Annotated in this window: 19 protein-coding genes; 11 read left to right on the plus strand and 8 right to left on the minus strand. The window is 50.7% G+C overall.

Annotated elements, in window-relative coordinates; all coding sequences use genetic code 11:
• The 5 genes from HMY34_RS06020 to HMY34_RS06040 all read right to left on the minus strand — a co-directional run bounded on the left by HMY34_RS06020 (position 1) and on the right by HMY34_RS06040 (position 6,872).
• On the minus strand, positions 1-348 hold the full coding sequence (locus tag HMY34_RS06020) for a NifB/NifX family molybdenum-iron cluster-binding protein (RefSeq protein WP_202718378.1): 348 nt from the start codon (positions 346-348) through the stop codon (positions 1-3).
• A gap of 70 nt (positions 349-418) precedes the next feature.
• Positions 419-3,136, minus strand: a complete 2,718-nt coding sequence (locus HMY34_RS06025) for a nitrate reductase (protein ID WP_202718379.1) — start codon at positions 3,134-3,136, stop codon at positions 419-421.
• An 88-nt stretch (positions 3,137-3,224) separates the two neighbouring features.
• A complete protein-coding gene (gene nirD / locus HMY34_RS06030) occupies positions 3,225-3,536 on the minus strand; it encodes a nitrite reductase small subunit NirD (protein WP_202718380.1) in 312 nt (103 codons plus the stop codon).
• 12 nt (positions 3,537-3,548) lie between these two features.
• A complete protein-coding gene (gene nirB / locus HMY34_RS06035) occupies positions 3,549-5,990 on the minus strand; it encodes a nitrite reductase large subunit NirB (RefSeq protein ID WP_202718381.1) in 2,442 nt (813 codons plus the stop codon).
• Positions 5,991-6,272: 282 nt separating this feature from the next.
• A complete protein-coding gene (locus tag HMY34_RS06040; protein ID WP_202718382.1) occupies positions 6,273-6,872 on the minus strand; it encodes a Uma2 family endonuclease in 600 nt (199 codons plus the stop codon).
• A gap of 409 nt (positions 6,873-7,281) precedes the next feature.
• On the opposite strand from HMY34_RS06040, the gene HMY34_RS06045 reads away from it, so the two are divergent.
• The 7 genes from HMY34_RS06045 (at position 7,282) to HMY34_RS06075 (ending at position 13,593) form a co-directional block, all read left to right on the plus strand.
• Positions 7,282-7,962 carry a hypothetical protein gene (locus HMY34_RS06045; RefSeq protein WP_202718383.1) on the plus strand — a complete coding sequence of 227 codons (681 nt, stop codon included), beginning with the start codon at positions 7,282-7,284 and terminating at the stop codon, positions 7,960-7,962.
• A gap of 24 nt (positions 7,963-7,986) precedes the next feature.
• Positions 7,987-8,988 (plus strand): hypothetical protein, encoded by a 1,002-nt coding sequence (locus tag HMY34_RS06050; protein WP_202718384.1) that lies wholly within the window; start codon positions 7,987-7,989, stop codon positions 8,986-8,988.
• 101 nt (positions 8,989-9,089) lie between these two features.
• Positions 9,090-9,350, plus strand: a complete 261-nt coding sequence (locus tag HMY34_RS06055) for a DUF4258 domain-containing protein (protein ID WP_202718385.1) — start codon at positions 9,090-9,092, stop codon at positions 9,348-9,350.
• Positions 9,340-9,534, plus strand: a complete 195-nt coding sequence (locus tag HMY34_RS06060; protein WP_202718386.1) for a DUF2283 domain-containing protein — start codon at positions 9,340-9,342, stop codon at positions 9,532-9,534. Before HMY34_RS06055 ends, HMY34_RS06060 begins: the two co-directional genes overlap by 11 nt.
• Positions 9,535-9,561: 27 nt before the next feature.
• Positions 9,562-10,161 carry a hypothetical protein gene (locus tag HMY34_RS06065; RefSeq protein WP_202718387.1) on the plus strand — a complete coding sequence of 200 codons (600 nt, stop codon included), beginning with the start codon at positions 9,562-9,564 and terminating at the stop codon, positions 10,159-10,161.
• Positions 10,162-10,292: 131 nt separating this feature from the next.
• Complete coding sequence (locus HMY34_RS06070) at positions 10,293-12,575, plus strand: 2OG-Fe(II) oxygenase (protein ID WP_202718388.1); 2,283 nt, start codon at positions 10,293-10,295, stop codon at positions 12,573-12,575.
• A gap of 136 nt (positions 12,576-12,711) precedes the next feature.
• Positions 12,712-13,593 carry a hypothetical protein gene (locus tag HMY34_RS06075; RefSeq protein ID WP_202718389.1) on the plus strand — a complete coding sequence of 294 codons (882 nt, stop codon included), beginning with the start codon at positions 12,712-12,714 and terminating at the stop codon, positions 13,591-13,593.
• On the opposite strand, the gene HMY34_RS06080 is transcribed toward HMY34_RS06075, so the two are convergent.
• From HMY34_RS06080 to HMY34_RS06090, 3 genes are all read right to left on the minus strand, one after another.
• Complete coding sequence (locus HMY34_RS06080; RefSeq protein ID WP_202718390.1) at positions 13,543-14,460, minus strand: DNA-methyltransferase; 918 nt, start codon at positions 14,458-14,460, stop codon at positions 13,543-13,545. The genes HMY34_RS06075 and HMY34_RS06080 overlap by 51 nt on opposite strands.
• A gap of 4 nt (positions 14,461-14,464) precedes the next feature.
• Positions 14,465-14,641, minus strand: a complete 177-nt coding sequence (locus HMY34_RS06085) for a hypothetical protein (protein WP_202718391.1) — start codon at positions 14,639-14,641, stop codon at positions 14,465-14,467.
• A 65-nt stretch (positions 14,642-14,706) separates the two neighbouring features.
• The gene (locus HMY34_RS06090) at positions 14,707-15,126 is read right to left on the minus strand and encodes a YqaA family protein (protein ID WP_228287991.1); all 420 of its coding nucleotides are present in this window, start codon (positions 15,124-15,126) and stop codon (positions 14,707-14,709) included.
• Between the two features lie 93 nt (positions 15,127-15,219).
• Here HMY34_RS06090 and HMY34_RS06095 point away from each other — a divergent pair, with 93 nt between their 5' ends.
• The 4 genes from HMY34_RS06095 to HMY34_RS06110 are packed head-to-tail and all read left to right on the plus strand — an operon-like array spanning position 15,220 to position 18,403.
• A complete protein-coding gene (locus HMY34_RS06095) occupies positions 15,220-15,687 on the plus strand; it encodes a hypothetical protein (protein WP_202718393.1) in 468 nt (155 codons plus the stop codon).
• A complete protein-coding gene (locus tag HMY34_RS06100) occupies positions 15,668-16,726 on the plus strand; it encodes an IS701 family transposase (RefSeq protein WP_202715909.1) in 1,059 nt (352 codons plus the stop codon). The genes HMY34_RS06095 and HMY34_RS06100 overlap by 20 nt, the downstream gene beginning before the upstream one ends.
• The gene (locus HMY34_RS06105; RefSeq protein WP_202718394.1) at positions 16,698-17,570 is read left to right on the plus strand and encodes an ATP-grasp domain-containing protein; all 873 of its coding nucleotides are present in this window, start codon (positions 16,698-16,700) and stop codon (positions 17,568-17,570) included. Before HMY34_RS06100 ends, HMY34_RS06105 begins: the two co-directional genes overlap by 29 nt.
• Positions 17,571-17,584: 14 nt before the next feature.
• Entirely contained in the window at positions 17,585-18,403 is an 819-nt protein-coding gene (locus HMY34_RS06110; protein ID WP_202718395.1) for an N-formylglutamate amidohydrolase, read from the plus strand.
• Positions 18,404-18,409 lie beyond the last annotated feature (6 nt).

The following is an 18,409-nucleotide window of genomic DNA, read 5'->3' on the forward strand; positions in this document are numbered from 1 at the left end:
TTAGGCACTGCGTACCGATTTACCCGCCCAGGGCACAACCGCCGTCACTAACGCCTGCACCGCTACCAGCGGGTCGGTTTCATCCGTGGTTCTCACCCGCACCCCGTATTGCTTCATCTGATTGATGAAACTTTTCCCACAGGGGCCGGTGATCAAATAATCCAAGGCTAACAGCGGGTGATCGCCGCGCTTGTCCCATGCGTGGATCGACATTTCCATCGGCAACTCCAATGACTCGACGGGTTGCAGCGTTTGCTCGGCAGTCCATTCGTACATTAGAAAGCTGCGGGCTTTGCTGGCGTGTCCGGTAACGGTACGCAAATTTTGGCTGGTAACACCGATTTTCATGGTAATAACTCTTGCTGATGGGATTCATCGTGTGCGAATGGTACAGCACGTTACCAACCAGCGTCTAATCTTAGCCCAACAACGCTTGCAATTCTGGCAAGCACGAACCGCAATTCGTCCCCGCATTCAGGCAACGCCCAATCGCCTCCACACTGCTCAAACCCTGCTCCGCAATCGCCTTGCGGATGGTTTTTTCGCCGACGTTGAAACACGCGCATACCGTGCGTCCTTTGTCTTCGCCCGCCACTGCCGGTTTGCCTGCCAGCAAGCTGACACGATCTGTCGGGGACAGCGTTTCCTGCGCAAACAAGCTGACTAGCCAATCGCGGGGGGGCAAACGGGCGGCGGATGCGCTGATGAATAAGCAGCTTTCTAATTGCCCACCGGTGAAACGGGCGGCGCGGTAGGTTTGGCGGGCAATGTCTAGGTATTCTGTCCAGTTCACGTCGTCGGCGTGTTGGCATAGCAGGTCGCGGGCGAAGGTTGCCCAATCGGCAATCGGGCTGGTGCTGGCAAATTCGTAACGCCAAGCGTTTTCGATTTTGATGGCTGTCCAATAGGGGTAAGAGGGCGACTGCCAGTCGCCCCTACCGTGAATCTCCGTAGGGGCGACCGGCGGTCGCCCTTCCCTGAGAGCACCGAGGGGAAGTTTTCTTCGCGAAATCAAAAAACCTTGCCAAGCCGCTTGATACGCCTCAATCGCCACCACTGCGTGTTTGCCTTCCGGCTGCCCCGAAATCGGGTCAACGATTGCCGGAATCAATGCCCCCACGCCTGCCGCGCCGCTGAATTGCCCGCTCCAGTGCATCGGGACAAACAAGCTGCCGCGTTGCTGGTCACGGCTGGTTTTCACCTTGACCAAGACGGATTGCGTGGCGGTGTAGAGCCGTGCAATCCCGCCGTCTTGCAAGCCTTGATCACGTGCATCACAGGGGTGCATTTCCACGTAAGGTTCAGCGACGTGTGCGGATAAGCGCGGCGAAATGCCGGTGCGCGTCAGCGTATGCCAATGATCGCGCACCCGTCCGGTATTCAACACAAACGGGAATTCGGGCGTGCGTTGTGATTGCGGCAAACGCGGCTGCACGGCGATGAATTGCGCCTTGCCAGATGGCGTGAAAAATTTGCCATCGGCAAACAAGCGTGTCGTCCCCTGCCCTGCGGCATCCAGCGGCCATTGCGTCGGTGGTAACTGGTCGTAATCTGCCGCCGTCAGGGTTTGCCACGCACCCAGGTTAAAGCAACGTGCGCCGTGATTTTCAAATGCGGAAAGGGCAGCATGTTCGCGGAAAATTTCGTGGGCGGATTGATAAGGGAATGCCGAGCCAAAGCCCATTTCCTGCGCCACCTCAGCCAATATTTGCCAATCCTGCTTGGCTTCGCCCGGTGCTGGCAAAAACGGCGGTTGGCGTGAAATCGTGCGGTCGCTGTTCGTCACCGTGCCATCGCGTTCGCCCCAGGTCAGCGCGGGCAAACGAATATGCGCCAAATCCACGGTATCGGTATTGCGCACGCAATCGGAAACCACCACCAATTCGCACTGCTGCAAGGCGCGGCGCACTTGCGCACTGTCCGGCAAACTCACCGCCGGATTTGTACCCATAATCCATACCGCTTTGACCTTGCCTGCCTCAATTGCCTGAAACAAATCCACCGCCTTCAGCCCAGCCTGTGGCGCGATACGCGGGGATTGCCAGAAACGTTGCACCAAGTCGCGGTGCTGCGGGTTGTCGATGTCGAGATGCGCGGCAAGCTGGTTAGCAAGTCCGCCGACTTCGCGCCCCCCCATTGCATTCGGTTGTCCGGTGAAGGAAAACGCGCCCGCTCCCACCTTGCCGATACGCCCCGTCAGCAAGTGGCAATTGATCAGCGCATTGCCTTTGTCCACGCCGCTGGAGGATTGGTTGATGCCTTGCGAAAACACCGTGACCACCCGTTGCGTCGCTGCAAACAGCTTGAAGAATTGTTCCACGGCTTCAACTGCGAGATTGCATTGGGCTGCGACGGCTTGCACTGTCGGGGCAGTCGTTTTCGCTAAATCCACCGCCTGTTCCATTCCGTTGGTGGATTGGCTGACGAACGCAGCATCGGTATGCCCGTTTGCCGCCAGCCATACCAGCAAGCCGTTGAACAGGAACGCATCGGTTCCCGGCGCAAGCCCCAAATGCAAATCAGCAAGGTCGGCGGTTTGGGTACGGCGCGGGTCAATCGTGACCACCTTTAACGCCGGATTGAGCTTTTTCGCTTTGACCATGCGCTGGTACAGCACGGGGTGACACCATGCGGTATTGCTGCCCACCAACACGATGAGTTGCGCCGCTTCCAAATCTTCATAGCTGCACGACACGAGGTCTTCACCGAAAGCGCGTTTGTGCGCCGCCACTGCCGACGACATGCACAGGCGCGAATTGGTGTCGATATTCGCCGCGCCGAGGTAGCCTTTCATCAGCTTGTTGGCAACGTAATAATCTTCGGTCAGCAATTGCCCGGAGACGTAGAACGCCACCGCATCCGCGCCGTGTTCCGCGATGATTTGCTGGAAACGGTTGGCGATCGTGGACGTTGCCACATCCCACGCTACGCGCTGCCCGTCAATTTCGGGGTAAAGCAAGCGTTGCGGGTGATCCAGCGTTTCCGCCAAGGCTGTGCCTTTGGAGCATAGCCTGCCGAGGTTGGCGGGGTGTTCCTTGTCGGGGCGCACCTTAAATGCGCCCGCCGCGTCTTGTTCGACGATGACCCCGCAGCCTACGCCGCAGTAGGGGCAGGTGGTTCGGGTTGTCTTAGGCATGTTTTCTCCCGTAGGGGCGACCGGCGGTCGCCCTCTTCGTTTTCCGGGTGTGTGATAAATATGCGACAAGGGCGACCGCCGGTCGCCCCTACGGGAGTTGGAGGAAGACTTTACCGCCTTCAACTTTCACCGCAAACACATTGCTACACCCATGATCCGGCGCAAGTGCATTGCCGCTGGCAAGGTCAATTTTCCAGTTGTGTAGCGGGCACGTGACGGTCGAGCCGTGCATAATCCCCTGCGACAACGGTCCGCCTTTGTGCGGGCAAGTGTCGCGAATCGCGTACACCTGGTCATCCGAGCCGCGAAACACGGCAATGTCGGTGTCACGAGTTTTGATCAGGCGCGAACCGAGTACCGGAATGTTGTTTAATTCGACGACTTCTATCCATTTGCTCATTATTGTGTACTCCTAGGCTTCGATCATGATCGGGGTAAATTCAGCGGCTTCTGCACCGTCGGCGCGGGCTTTCCACGGGTCGATTTGCGCGGGCTGTTGCGAAATCAGGAAACGCTCGTACAAGGCTTTGCGGTTGGCGGCATCGCTTAAAATCGCGGTTTTGACTTTTTCCAAGCCGACGCGCTCGATCCACGGGGCGGTACGCTCCAGATAATGCGCGTCTTCGCGGTAGAACTGGCAGAACGCGCCGGTGTATTCCAGCACTTCTTCCTCAGTGGCGACTTTGCACAGCAAGTCGGTGACGCGCACTTTGATACCGCCGTTGCCGCCGATGTGCAATTCGTAGCCGGAATCCACGCACACCACGCCGATGTCCTTGATGGTCGCTTCCGCACAGTTGCGCGGGCAACCGGAAACTGCCAGCTTGAACTTGTGCGGCATCCACGAACCCCACGTGAGTTCTTCCAGCTTCACGCCGAGTCCGGTGGAATCTTGCGTGCCGAAACGACACCATTCACTGCCGACGCAGGTTTTCACGGTACGCATCGCCTTGCCGTAAGCGTGACCCGACACGAATCCCGCCGCGCTCAAATCCTTCCACATCGCAGGCAATTGCTCTTTTTTGATGCCAAACATATCAATACGCTGCCCGCCCGTGACTTTCATGGTCGGCACTTCATATTTGTCGGCAACGTCAGCAATGGCGCGTAATTGGTCAGAGGTACACATCCCGCCAAACATGCGCGGCACGACCGAATACGACCCGTCTTTCTGGATATTGCCGTGGGCGCGTTCGTTGATGTAGCGCGATTGCGCATCGTCCACGTATTCAGTCGGGTAAGCGCACAGCAGGTAATAATTGAGCGCGTTGCGGCAAGACGGGCAACCATCCGGCGTTTTCCACTCGAAATGCTCACGCACCGCAGGCATGGTTTTCAGGCTGTGCTGAATAATGCCGTGGCGGATGTCGTCATGGGTGTAATCGGTGCATTTGCACAGCGGTTTGGTCTTCGGCGTAGCGGAATAGTCGCCGCCAACCGTATGCGCCAGCAAGGATTCGACCAAGCCGGTACACGAGCCGCACGAAGCCGAAGCCTTGGTATGCGCCCGCACTTCATCCAGCGTGAACAGTTTTTTCTCGGTAATCGCTTTTACGATGTCGCCTTTGCACACACCGTTACAGCCGCAAATTTCGGCATTGTCTGGCAAGCTGGCAACGCGGGTGTCGGGATTATGCCCGGAATCGCCCAAATGGTGTTGCCCAAATAGCAAGGTATCGCGGAAGGCGGACACATCCGTGCCGTCTTTCATCAACTGGAAATACCAACTGCCATCGACGGTATCGCCGTACAGCACCGCGCCCTTGACCTGATTGTCTTGCAGCACGATCTTTTTATACGTGCCGGACGCTGCATCTTTGAACACGATGTCTTCGGTTTGGTCATTGCCGGTGAAATCGCCAGCGGAAAACAACTCAATCCCGGTGACTTTCAGCTTGGTGGACGTAACCGTGCCGACGTAGCGGGCAATGCCGTGTTTGGCGAGGTGGTTGGCGGCAACTTTGGCTTGCTCAAACAGCGGTGCAACCAAACCGTAGGCAATGCCGCGATGTTGCACGCATTCGCCAATCGCGTAGATTTTCGGATCGGTAATGGTTTGCATGGTGTCGCTGACCACGATGCCGCGTTCGCAATACAAACCTGCGGATTTGCCGAGTTCCGTGTTGGGTTTGATGCCGACTGCCATCACCACCAAATCGGCGGGAATTTCCGTGCCATTTTTGAAACGCACAGCGGTAACGCGCTCTTGCCCAAGGATTTCAGCGGTACTGTGTTCCATCAGAAAGTTCATGCCGCGCTCTGCCAGTGATTTTTGCAGCATGGCGGCAGCGGGTTTGTCGAGCTGGCGTTCCATCAGGGTGTCGAGCAGGTGAACGACGGTGACGTTCATGCCTTGTTTCATCAAGCCGTTTGCCGCTTCCAGCCCCAGCAAGCCGCCGCCGATGACGACCGCGTTGGTGTACTGACTAGCAGTTGCCAGCATGGTGTCCACGTCTTTGATGTCGCGGAAACCGATCACGCCTTGTTTATCCGCACCGGGCAAGGGCAGCATGAACGGCACGGAACCCGTGGCAATGATCAGGCGGTCGTAATGCGCTACCGTGCCGTCGGTGGCGATGACTTCGCGGCGGGCGCGGTTGATTTGCTCAACCTTTTTGCCTTTGTGCAGGGTGATGCCATTGTCGATGTACCACTGTTCGCCGTTGAGCATGATTTGCTCGATGGTCTTTTCGCTGGCAAGCACCGGCGAGAGCATGATGCGGTTGTAATTGCCGTAAGGTTCTTCGCCGAACACCGTGATGTGGTAATGGTCGGGGGCAAGTTTGAGCAATTCTTCGAGCGTGCGTACCCCTGCCATGCCGTTGCCGATCAGTACTAAATTTTCTTTCTGCATTGTTGCGTCTCCTGAAAACAAAAAAGCCCTGAACCGCTACGCCGGAGAGGGCGTAGGGTTCAGGGCTTCGTTACCCGTGATATGTGTGTCACGCAACAGTGCGTGGTGGGCTGTACCTCGATCGCCGTTGACCGGGGGGCAGCGTTTGGGGAGATTTATGCAAGGGTTGTGCCAGAAGAGAAATCAGGGATTAAAGCGGGGACAAGACGGAAATTGTGTATTAGGGTGCGCTAATTTTGGGAGTGCATGGGGAGATTTGCACTGAAATGGGGCATATCACGTTTATTCATGGTTATTGGTTTCTGCCCAAAACACGCGCATGTCGGCGTTGTCCACGCGCTCGTAAATCGCTTCGACCGCGACCGTTAAGCCGATGGATTCCAGCGTGACTGTTGAGCCGGGGTAGTAATAGGTAGAACGCCATGCCTCGCTGCGCCGTTGTACCACCACTTCGGCAATGTCTTGCTCGATCAGCACGTATTCCAGCAAGCTGGGCAAGGCGAGGTATTCGGCGCGTTTTTCGGTTTTATCCTTGCGGTGGGTGCTGCCCGATAGCACCTCCACAATCAGAATCGGGCTTTCGCGGACATAGGTATCTTGCGAGGGGTCATCGTTGCACACCACCATCAAGTCGGGGTAGCGAAAACGCTTGGCGGTGGTTTTTACCAGCATGTCACTGGTCATCGGCTCACAAGGTTTGCCGCGCTGATGACTCCAAATCAATGCGTATAAATTGCCAGCAATACGGTTATGGTTGGCACTTGCCCCCGCCATTGCATACGCCTTCCCATCGACGTATTCGTATTTCTGTTCGCTCTCGCGTTCGCCTGCAAGGTAGTCTTCAACGCTGAGGTAATCGAATTGGTGTGCTAGTGGTGGCATCAGGCTTTCTCCTAAACGAGTTCTTTGCTTGATGTTAGCACACACACCCAAATGGCGGTATTTTGCGGCGGATGTGTGCTTGATTCGTGGGTATTTTTCGTCAGCTTATGGTAGAGTTTCAGTCAATTCGTCAAACGCTGGCGACAATTCAATACACGCCGTGCCAATTATAACAACACGCGACTGACCCTATGCCGGTTTCGACGTGGTAGGGCGGTAGCGTGTCGGCGATTCGTATGGAGCTTTGGAAGACGGCGATGACAAGTCCAGAATATGCGGAACGTTTGATAAACAAAATGGGCAGTCTCTGCTTATTGGTTGAATGGAGGTTGGCTATTCTGATATTCCTGAGTTCTGTTCAATAAACCGCTACAAAAATACTCACCCCTGACTAAATATGATCAATATAATGTTCGGATTGGCTGTTTACTTTCTTCTTGAGTTCTACGTCAGAAAGGTATCTTTTGAGCTTACTCAAATAGGGAAGCCTAATGACTTCTTAAATAAGTATAAGTGGGAATGCTGGAAAGATATTGCAATATTAATAAGTCCTGGCTATTGGCTTGCCAGATATTATAAAGATGAAATTAAATCAAAACAAGATTATCTACCTTGTCATTTAAAAATATTCATCAAGGCAAATAACAAAATAAATCTTTGGCTTAGCTTATCCTTATTATTCATACTATCGCTACTATCCCCTCTAAATATTATTGCGTTTTTTCAACCACTGATCATCTGGAGATTTCTTTCTCGAAGCTTTGAAATAATGTACGCATTTGGCAATGATGTTGTTAATGACAATAAACAACAAAAAAGCAATTTAACAAAATATGATCGCATTAAGCTAGCCTTATCGAGTTATATTGAAATATTTATTTATTCATCTTGTTTTTATCTGGTGACAGTCAAAGATATTGAGCCAACAACAGCGGTTTTAATTTCACTTGGGGTTGGCACGCTTACCAATGTTAAAAATGAACTGTTTGAATGCAACAACATAGTTACTTTTGCTGCATATATTCAAGTATTTACAACACTGAGTTTAGTTGTGCTGAGTTTGGCTATTTATGTCAGCAGAAAAAAATAATTAAACAAAAGAGAGACTTCTACCATGAAAATTCCGATCATTTCACTATCATTAATCGCTTCATTATTGCTTTCCTGCTCAGCAGGCACGGATAATAAATCAACCTACAGCCACAACGGCATAAGCTTTGATATGACTCAAAAAGATGTTGAGGAGCAAGGTTTTGTTTGCAACCCTCCAGAAGAGCAAAACTCCGACATCAGGGCAAATTGTAAACATATGGATTTAACGGGTATTGCTTTTGGCTATCCAACAAAAGATTACAGCCTTATCATCGGTTCCACAGGGAAGGTAGATAAGATTGGTGCAGAGTTTAGTGAAAATATATCGATGGATGCTTACTTTAAACTTCACAGAGAAATAACATTCTTTTTTCCGAATAAATATGAAAAAGGAACTTTTCATTCTCAAGGTACAGCAAGACGTGATGAATGGAGAGATAAAAATAACACAAGTGCTGTACTTTTGCTTTTTGATGGTATCCCTCCTGTTACAAAAACCTCTTTAAGCATAACCTTCTGGAGTCCTCGTCATATCGAAATATCAAATAAAAAGAGAGAATTTACAACAGAAAAAGCCAATTTAAAAGAAGATGGCAGCAAGGGAGAAAAATCTGTAACGACAAAACCTATCTTGGAAGAAAATAATGACGACTCTAACTCAGTAAAAAGTAGCGAGATGATAGCCAATGCTAATTTATTAGCACCTACTAATCTGACTGATATACTCAGTGAGAACTCATCAAAAGGCTGTTTACCTCCCATAGACGACAAGCCAATAAATGGAGTTGTGAAAAAAAGAACATTTTTAGAGGACGAAACCACTTTATCTTCTGTAGTTGTGGAAGAGGTTGATGGACAACGCTATACCATCAATGTTGATTATGAATACCTTGCATCAGTCAGCAGGTGGGGAGCTACTGAAGTTTCACAGGCTCTAACGTTGAATAGAAAAGTTAGCATCAGATCGGTTGGTTGTGGTGCTGCTGGGCAGTGGATAATTGCTAGAGAAATCCAAGCATATTAATAAACAGATGAATGAAAGTGCTGATGCGCAGGAACATTTGATCTTGACCATCATACTATACAGGATGAAACTAAGCAGGTAACAAAACAGAAGCCACTCATATGATTAGCAAACGTTTCAACAAACCTGTCATACTCACCCATCATGCAGTAGAGCAAATGACTGAACGACATATAGACGAGGAGACGCTTGCTGATTTGATAGAATCAGGTCATGTTAAATACAAAGACGAGCAACATCTGTGGATTTATAAGGCATACCATTCCCGCGAGGATAATATGATATGCGCCGCAGCGATTGAGCGTAACAACCTGATTATTAAAACAGTTATGATCGACTGGGAGTTAAGCGATGAACATTAAATACTACGAAGATGACGACATCCTAGTACAACGATTCAGCAACAATCCGATTGTCAGGGAGGTATCACAAGGTTGGAACATCAACATCAGCTACGATAAAGATGGCAATATTGTTCAAATCGTCATACTCGAAGCGAAAGAGAAAGGGCTGTATCCTGTCATTCCCATGAAGATGGCAGCCTGACACATAGGATGATCATAAGGAACCCCCATGACCCCAGAAGAAATCAAACGCTACCGCGAACGCGCCAATAGAGCAAAGCGCGAACTCCTCAAAGAAAAACAACAATACGGATACATCAACGACGGCTCAGGCAAACGCTACCTCGCCCCCGTCTATTACGTTTTGGCTGGCGATAATGACAAGGCATTAGCTTTTTACACATGGTTTGAAGAAGAATTCGCTGATGACATCGGCGAACCCGTCTTCGATTTGTATTGGACACTGGCTGAATTTCGAGCTGGAAACACAGCACAAGCACGTTACCGCCTACAAATCGTCATGCTCAACAATTTGTACCTGCTGCCATTCCTGTTCAATAAACCCATCGACCAACTGGATATATGGCACTGGTCAAACCAAGCCGACAACAGTTACCTAAGGGAAATTCAAGAATACCTGCATGAACCCACCCCCGCAGAACGCCAATGGATTGAGGCTGAATACAACAGCCAACCGTTCACAACATTACGCCAAGAATACATTGCCACGTACCATCAGTTAAAACACGAGCGCGATGTTCCAAAGCGTAAAGAAATACTGGATAAATGGCGCAAATTCTCCGCAACCTTTCTGCAAAAACCCGCTTAGTCACCACCGCTATCACGCCCACACACATGCTACATTTGCATCAAGCCCTTCATGCTTTTAGATCATGGCTGCCACGGAAATCATTGGAGTGTGCTAAGTTTAACACGTTTCAGCAGACACGAGCCTAGACCATGACCGACCTCAACACCCAACTGGTTTCCATCCTCAGTCGCGTGCGCCGCCCCGGTAATTTTTACGCCAGCGGTAACGTTGATTTTGCCTTGCCACGGCTTGAAGTTGAAGGCGTTGGCAATATTGCTTTGCCGCTGTTACCCCAGCAAATCAGCGCGTTGGTGCAAGCTGCCGAGCAAGCGCCTTATGGCAAGGGTGAGGAAACATTGGTCGATACCAGTGTGCGTAAAACCTGGCAGATTGCCCCTGACAAAATTCGCATTAGCGGCAAACAGTGGCAACCCATGCTGGATGGCATTGTCGCGCAAGCCGTCGATGGCTTGGGGGTGACAGGTGACGTTCATGCCGAGTTGTACAAGATGCTGGTGTATGACGAAGGCAGCTTTTTCGTCAATCACCGCGATACGGAAAAGGCGGCGGGCATGTTCGCCACGCTGATTCTTGCCCTGCCTGCCAGCTATACGGGCGGCGAGTTGCGCATTGAACACGCGGGGCAAAGCGTTACCCTCAACGTGCAGGCGGATGATCCGGCTGAAATTGCGTTTGCTGCTTTTTATGCCGATTGCGTGCATGAAGTTCTACCTGTTACCAGCGGTTGCCGCATGGTGCTGGTGTATAACCTGTGCCGCAGCGGTGCGGGGGAATTGCCGCACCCGCCGGATTACCAACAGGAACAAGCCAAAGCCGCTGCCTGTTTGCGCCAGTGGACGACGATGGAACATACCGGCGAAGACATTCCGCTCAAATTGGTGTACTTGCTGGAACACGCTTACACGCCTGAAGGCTTGTGTTTTGCGGCACTCAAAAATGGTGATGCGGCGATTGCCAGTGTGATGATTCCGGCGGCTGAACAAGCCGATTGCGATTTGTATCTGGCACTGGTATCGGTGGAAGAATCCGGCTGGGCGGAATACAGCGGTTCGTGGGGACACAAAAAACGCTACTGGGAAGAGGACGACGAAGAGGATGATGATGACTTTGAAATCGGCGAAGTCACCGAGCAAGCGCAGTTCATCTCTAACTGGCACACGCCGCAAGGGGAGCTGAAAGCACTGGGCATGTTGCACTTTGACGATGAAGAACTGTGCCTACCCCACCGCTTACACAGCCTCGCTGCCGATGCCCTGCACTTCCACGAAGCCACGGGTAATGAAGGCGCATCGTTTGAACGCACCTATCGCCGTGCCGCGCTGGTCATGTGGCCTCGCGCTTACCTTGTCGATGCGCTGAGCGTGGGCGGGGTGGAGACGATGCTCGCTTACCTCGATCACTTAATGACGTTAACGCAAGGGCAGGAAGCACAGCGTTTTGCGCAAGGGGTTATCAGCAACTGGGAAAGCACCAAAAGCAGTTGGCATCCCAGCCGGACTGATACGCTGTACCTGAGCCGCCTGCTCAATCACTTGCTGTCGCTGGCGGATACTCACCTGATCGAAGCCGCGCTTACCCGCATTCCGATTGGCGGGAAGTCTTATCAGCAGGAAGATAACCCCGCGCTGCTGGCAACCTTGGCGTTATTACCCGATGCACAGGCACAGCACCTGTTGGCGGCCCTGATCGAAAAACGCGCCGCTGACAGTCTGGCGGCGTGTGGGCAATTGTTGCGGCTGGCATTGCCGCGTTATGCGCAGGCGGGAAGTGCTGCGTTCCTGCCCGCCGCGCAAGCCTTGCTGGACAGTTTGGCGAATACTGAACCTGCCATTAGCCCCTATCGGGCGGTTGAACGGCTGACGGTCGAAAAAGTGGTGGATGTGTTGATCGCTATCGGTAACGTCGATGCCGGTTTGGGCAAACAGGCGGTGGTACATTTGTTGGCACAGCGGCAACGCTTCCCGATGGATGACAGCCTGATTCCGGCGGTGATCATGGCGGCGAGTGCGGACGATTGCCCGCCCTTGGTAGTGGGTTTGCTGCAACAGCAGTGTCTGGCGTATCTGGAATCTTGCATTAGCGAAGCGCTGGCAGCACCGGTTGACTGGACACGCGAAGCCAATTTTGAGTGTCCGGGCAGGGATAATGCGGATTGTGAAGCCCTCAAACGTTTCCTGCTTGACCCGAACCAATCCAGTTGGGCTTTTGCCGCCGCCGAAAGCCGCCGTAATACCTTGGCATATATTGCCAATCAGAAGCGGCTGGATGTTGAGATGACGACACTCAAGTCGGGGCGACCTTACACCCTGCACTTTGTTAAAACCCAAGCCAGTTATGAGCGCAAAGTGGCACAGCGCCAGCGGGATGAGGGGAATCGGGAATGCTTGCTGGGCTTACGTTTTGGCAGGTGATGCTACCTCGCTACGCCGTTGTACCATTTCGGCAAGATATTGCCCGATGATTTTACCATGGACGTGCGCTTTATTTATGAATAAATTTTTCCAGCTCATGTTAGAATTTCAGGCAAAATAACCACAGGAGAGTAACTTGACTGAATTAGTAGTAGAAAATCTGCGGCTGAAAGAATTGATACTAGTCGTCAATAAAAACAAGCCATTTTTTGATGAATTTGTGGCGTTCGTAAAGCGTCATAAATACGAGAATGTTCTGGCTTTCGTTTCTGAATCAAATGAAATAAAAATGAATGAAGTTTTAAATGATTACTTCTCAAATGAATTCAAAAACTGTCTTTACGACGGTATTGCTAGACCATATGATCAAAGTAAATCAAAATGGTTTTTTATTACTTGGTTATTACGTGATGCTCCGCAACAACGTTTGCAGCCTATAGTTTCTTCTCTTAAAGAGGGAAGTACGACTCAAAAGAGAATCTTTATCATAAATAAAATCATGCAGTTTGTAGCACCACTAATGCCTGAAAAAGAACAGTGGGAATGGCACGCTATAGCAGAAGTCATGCTACAGCGATTAGAAGGCAGCAGACGTGCTCTTAAAGGTGGTCTATTTGAAGCCATCGTTCGCGATCAACTTGCTAAACTCTTCAAATCTCAAAATTTAAAGCTTCAAGTTACCAATCAAGAAGTCATACTGAACGATGAAACATATGATATAGAAATCATTGGGAAAAACGGAAAAATATTAATGCCCGTAAAAACGAGAGAAACAATGGGCGGCGGTCATGCACACCTGTTTACACGAGATATTCACAAGTCCATTTCTGTTGCACACAAAAATGGACTCAATTGCATTCCTATTGTGATCGCAGAGTCGTGGAGTGGAAATCTTGATGGGCTGTCCTGCGATAATTACATCTATATTCCAGTTAATCCAAATCAAGTTGAAAAAATAAACCCTTTGCTAGAGTTGAAGCTGCAAGAACTCGTTATGGTGTTCTCCAGCATTCAATAAATCAATCTGAAGATTAGACAGGCGTTTTTTTGCTATTTCCACATACTCAGGATTTAACTCAAGTCCGATGTATTTTCTGCTCAACTTACTTGCAACAACCCCAGTTGTGCCTGAGCCAAAAAATGGGTCTAATACAATTCCACCTGTGGGACAGCCTGCCAAAATACAAGGTTCGATAAGCTTTTCAGGGAAAACTGCAAAGTGAGCATCACGGAACTTTGAAAGAGGAATATTCCACACAGTTCTTTTGTTGCGCCCATTGGGGTGGAACGCCTGATCCCATCTGCCATCATGCAAGTTTGAATTCCCACCATTTTTTCCTTTTTCAGGCGTTCCGCCGTTTTTTCCAAAATGATTCTTGCCACCCTTCATCTTGCTTTTCTCAGAAAAAGTAACGTGTTCTTCCCGAATTGCATCCTGATCATAAAAATAGTTAGCGCCCTTCTTTGTAAAAAAGAAAATATACTCGTGATCTGTCGTTAGTCTATTTTTTGCGGAATGCGGCATGGCATTTGGTTTGTGCCAAATAATATCATTTCTTAATATCCAGCCTCTATCCTGTAACGCCAAAGCAACTCTCCATGGCATTCCAAGTAGGTTTCCATCAAGGTACTTATCCCCAAGATTCAACCAAAGCGTTCCTGACTCTTTTAATACTCTCTTGCACTCATCAAATAAATCAGCTAGTTTTTTTACATACTCTTTTGGCGTATCTTCACCGCCTAGCTGACCGTCCATGGCATAATCACGTTGCCCATAATAGGGTGGACTGGTCACAATGCAATCAACTGCCGCTGATGGTATATTTTTCAAGGTATTCAGAGAATCGCCACACAGTATTGAATTAGTGAATTCGACTTCTTTCATAATATCATTCGCTATCACTTAGAAAACCAGAGAACTCACCTCTGGAAATTCGTTGCTGAATTATTTCAACAACCAACTCTTGAATTGTCTGATTACATAAAGCTGCTTCTAGCTTCAACGCTTGGTGCAAATTTGCATCCAGCTTTATGTGTATTTGCTTCGACTTGTTTTCTTGGTTCATGGCGGCATACCTAAAGTATATATATACCCATGGTATATTCAAGTCTGCCCCCTGTCAAGCGAGGACTACCCCATCACCACCCAAGCCAACACCCCATACCGCCCACCTTTCGCCACTGCTACCACCAGCACAAACGGCAACAACGGCATCCGCATCACCCCCGCCACCACCGTCAACGGATCACCGATGATAGGCAACCAACTCAACAACAGCACCCCCCACCCATAACGCTGAAACCACTGTTGCGCCCGTGCCAAGCTTGCCGCCTTCACCGGAAACCAGCGTTTATCCTGAAAGTGTTCCAGATAACGCCCCAACCACCAGTTAATCACCGACCCCAGCGTATTGCCCAGCGTCGCCACCACCAGTAACACCCACAACACCGATTCCCCCTGAAGCATCAAGCTCACCAGCAAGGCTTCCGATTGCGCGGGAATCAGCGTAGCCGCCAACAGTGCGGATAAAAAAAGCAGAAGGTATGACATCATTTCCCCATCAAACCACACAATATTGTCATACGCCAGCAACAATCACCTGCTAGATTAATAGGTTTACCACTGCCCTCGGAGTAAACCACCATGCTCGAACGCTACACAGGCTGCACCGTCAGCGAGGCTTACGCCACCGGCAGTAACGGCATCCACATGCCGCGCTACCCCTACTACGCCGCGTATGATTTGCCGGGCGAATGCCATTACTACTACCGCCGTTCAGTGCAATACCTGACCTGTCAAACAGCGCGTTTCCTGCTCATCGGCGGCGAAGCCACCACCTTGGTGAAAGAAGGCGTAGTGGATTTCAGCCGCGATTTAAACCCCTGGTGGCACGGTTTTTTCCAGGAACATTTCGGCAAGCAAATGGGCGAAGTGGTGCGTTACGCAGGCGGGCATAGCTATCTGGAATACCTCGGCAGCCACCCGCAAGCCAAACTGGTCGTGCCACACCCCTACCCCGCCGACCAGATTGCCAGCGACCATTACTATCTGATGTTACGCAGACGCAGCTTCCATCCACTATATTTCAGGTATGAACCAAACACGTCTTGATCTCTACACCGACTACCTAACCGTGACTTTTGGCTACGCCACAGCAACGGGTTTATCCCAACTATTGGACGGCGAAATTAGCCACGATGCGATCAGTCGTTTTCTTTCGGGGGATGAATACACCTCGAAAGACCTGTGGAAACAGGTAAAAAAGACCGTCAGGGAGGTCGAATCAGCCGATGGCATCCTGATCATCGACGATACGGTGCAAGAAAAGCCCTACATGGACGAAAACGACCTGATTTGTTGGCATTACGACCACTGTAAAGGACGCAATATCAAGGGAATCAACTTGTTAAACTGCCTGTATCACAGCAACGGCGCATCCATTCCGGTTGCATTTGAACTGATACGGAAGCCATTCCGTTTCTGCGACATCAAGACCCGCCAAGAAAAACGGTGCAGCGATGTCACCAAAAATGAGCAAATGCGCTCCATGATTGACACCTGCATTCAAAACCAACTGAAATTTTCATGGGTGTTGAACGACATTTGGTTCGCCTCCGCCGAGAATATGGAACACATCAAGGAGAAACGGCAAAAGGACTTCATTATGGCATTGAAAAGTAACCGATTAGTCGCATTAAGCGAAAAAGATCGGAAGGAAAACCGTTACACACGGCTCGACCAATTGGCATGGACAGAACAAAAAGCCATCACGGGCTACTTGAAGGGGCTAACCTTCCCCGTCAAGCTCGCTCGGCAAATCTTTACGAACAAAGACGGCAGCACTGGCATTTTGTATCTGGTTTGTAGCCAGTTGGCGGTAGAGTGGGACGAAATCACGACAACCTACCAAAAACGGTGGAAAGTCGAGGTCTTCCATAAATCGCTCAAATCCAATGCGGCATTTGCGAAATCCCCTGCACACACCGCTAAAACACAAGCGAATCACTTATTCGCCTCCATCGTCGCTGTCTTCAAAATGGAGTGTTTGACCATCAGCAAGCATCTTAACCACTTTGCTTTACGGGCAAAACTCTACGCCAAGGCAATTCGGGGCGCTTTTGATGAGCTACAGGTGCTTAGGGCTGCGTAACATCAGTTACTATCTGGAAAACCCGGAACTGATCGTGCAACTCAACGACAAAGGGCGTATGGCAGACATTTCCTCGCATTGCATCCCCTATGAGGTCTACGACGCCGCCACCTTTGCAGGCAAAACTTGGCGGGAACATTGGGAATTACCCTTCGTCATCAAGCTGGCAGCGCCCTCCGGCGGTGGCGATGGCGTCGCGATTTGCCAGACTGAAGCGGATGTGCAAGCCGCGCAAGAACGTTTTGGCGGGCATCGGGTCAAGGTCGAACATTTCATCGGCGGCTATTTAGCCAATTACAACCTCAACCTGCACGTTGACCGTGACGGCAGCATCCGTTTCATTGGCGGCTCGGAACAACGGATTTCCGCCAGCGCCCGTTACGAAGGCAATTTCATTGACCTCTGCTGGCATCCCTCCCCCGAACTCGAAGCCATCGCGGTTGAAATTGCTCGCAATGCTGCAAACTTGGGCTGGTTTGGCGTGTGCGGGCTCGATGTGATCAAAGCCGCCGACGGCAAGCTGTATTTCATCGACCCCAATTTCCGCCTCAACGGTTCGACCCCGTTCCATTTCATCCGTGAACATTTCCTGACGCATTTCCAACGCCCCAATCTGGAAACCGGCTATTTTTGCTACCAAGGCAATCCGCTGGCGTTTTTGGAAACATTCCGCCCCGAAATCGAGAAAAAAATCCTCATGCCTGTTGGTTTGTATTACGACCCTAGTTATGATCAGAAGACGCGGGTTTATTTGGCACAAGTGACCGAAAATGACGTGGATGCCCATGTCAGCCTGCGTGACACGTTGGCGCAGCGCGGGCTGCTGCCGGGGATTCACTTATAATTGACGCAGCACACATGGAAATTGACCAAAGCCCCTTCCAATACATTGAAGGGGAAAGTCCTGTTTTATTGGAATTACCGCATGGTGGCCACTTGACCCCGGATGAGGTCAAACCTTACTTGCACCCCAAGTTCACGCCCGGCGATCGCCGCGAAGATGCCGATGAATTTTCTGACGCGCTCTACCTCGATTTGCCCAGCAAACCGCACGTATTGCGCTTCCGCTTTTGGCGTGCGCACGCCGACCCCAACCGCCGTTACGACGATTTCAGTGCGGATGGCGTGGTGAAAACGCATACCAGCCAAGGCGTAAAAATCTACCAATCGGAACGCGGAATGCCGGAAACTGTGCGGCAAGCGGTCATCGAACGCTACGTGATGCCACACCAGCAGCAAATGCTGGCATTGCTGGCGAATCCGTCGATTAAACAAGTGCTGTTTTGCCACACCATGCCGGGGATTGGCACGAGTGTTTCCAAAGATCGGGGCAATTTGCGCCCGCTGTTTATGTTTGGCAACGGTGGCGACCTGCACGGCAAGCCACACCATAATTGTTATGCGCATAAAAAAACGCTGGAGCTGATGTCGAGCATTATTGAAGACCATTTCCACGAACTGGATGTTGGTTTCAACTTTTGTGACGTGATCCGCTGCAACAACCCGTATTCGGGGATTAACTCGCTGGGGCGTTTCACCTGCGAACAATTCAAGGGCAAACACCCGTTCACGTTGGAAATTAACCGCGACTTATTGTTGCATAACCCCGAAAACATTATTCCGGTGCGGCACATTATCGACCTGATCGTGCAAGCATTAGCAGCGGGGCAAGCCTAAGCCTGC

The sequence above is a fragment of the Thiothrix subterranea genome (genome assembly GCF_016772315.1).
GTDB lineage: Bacteria > Pseudomonadota > Gammaproteobacteria > Thiotrichales > Thiotrichaceae > Thiothrix > Thiothrix subterranea.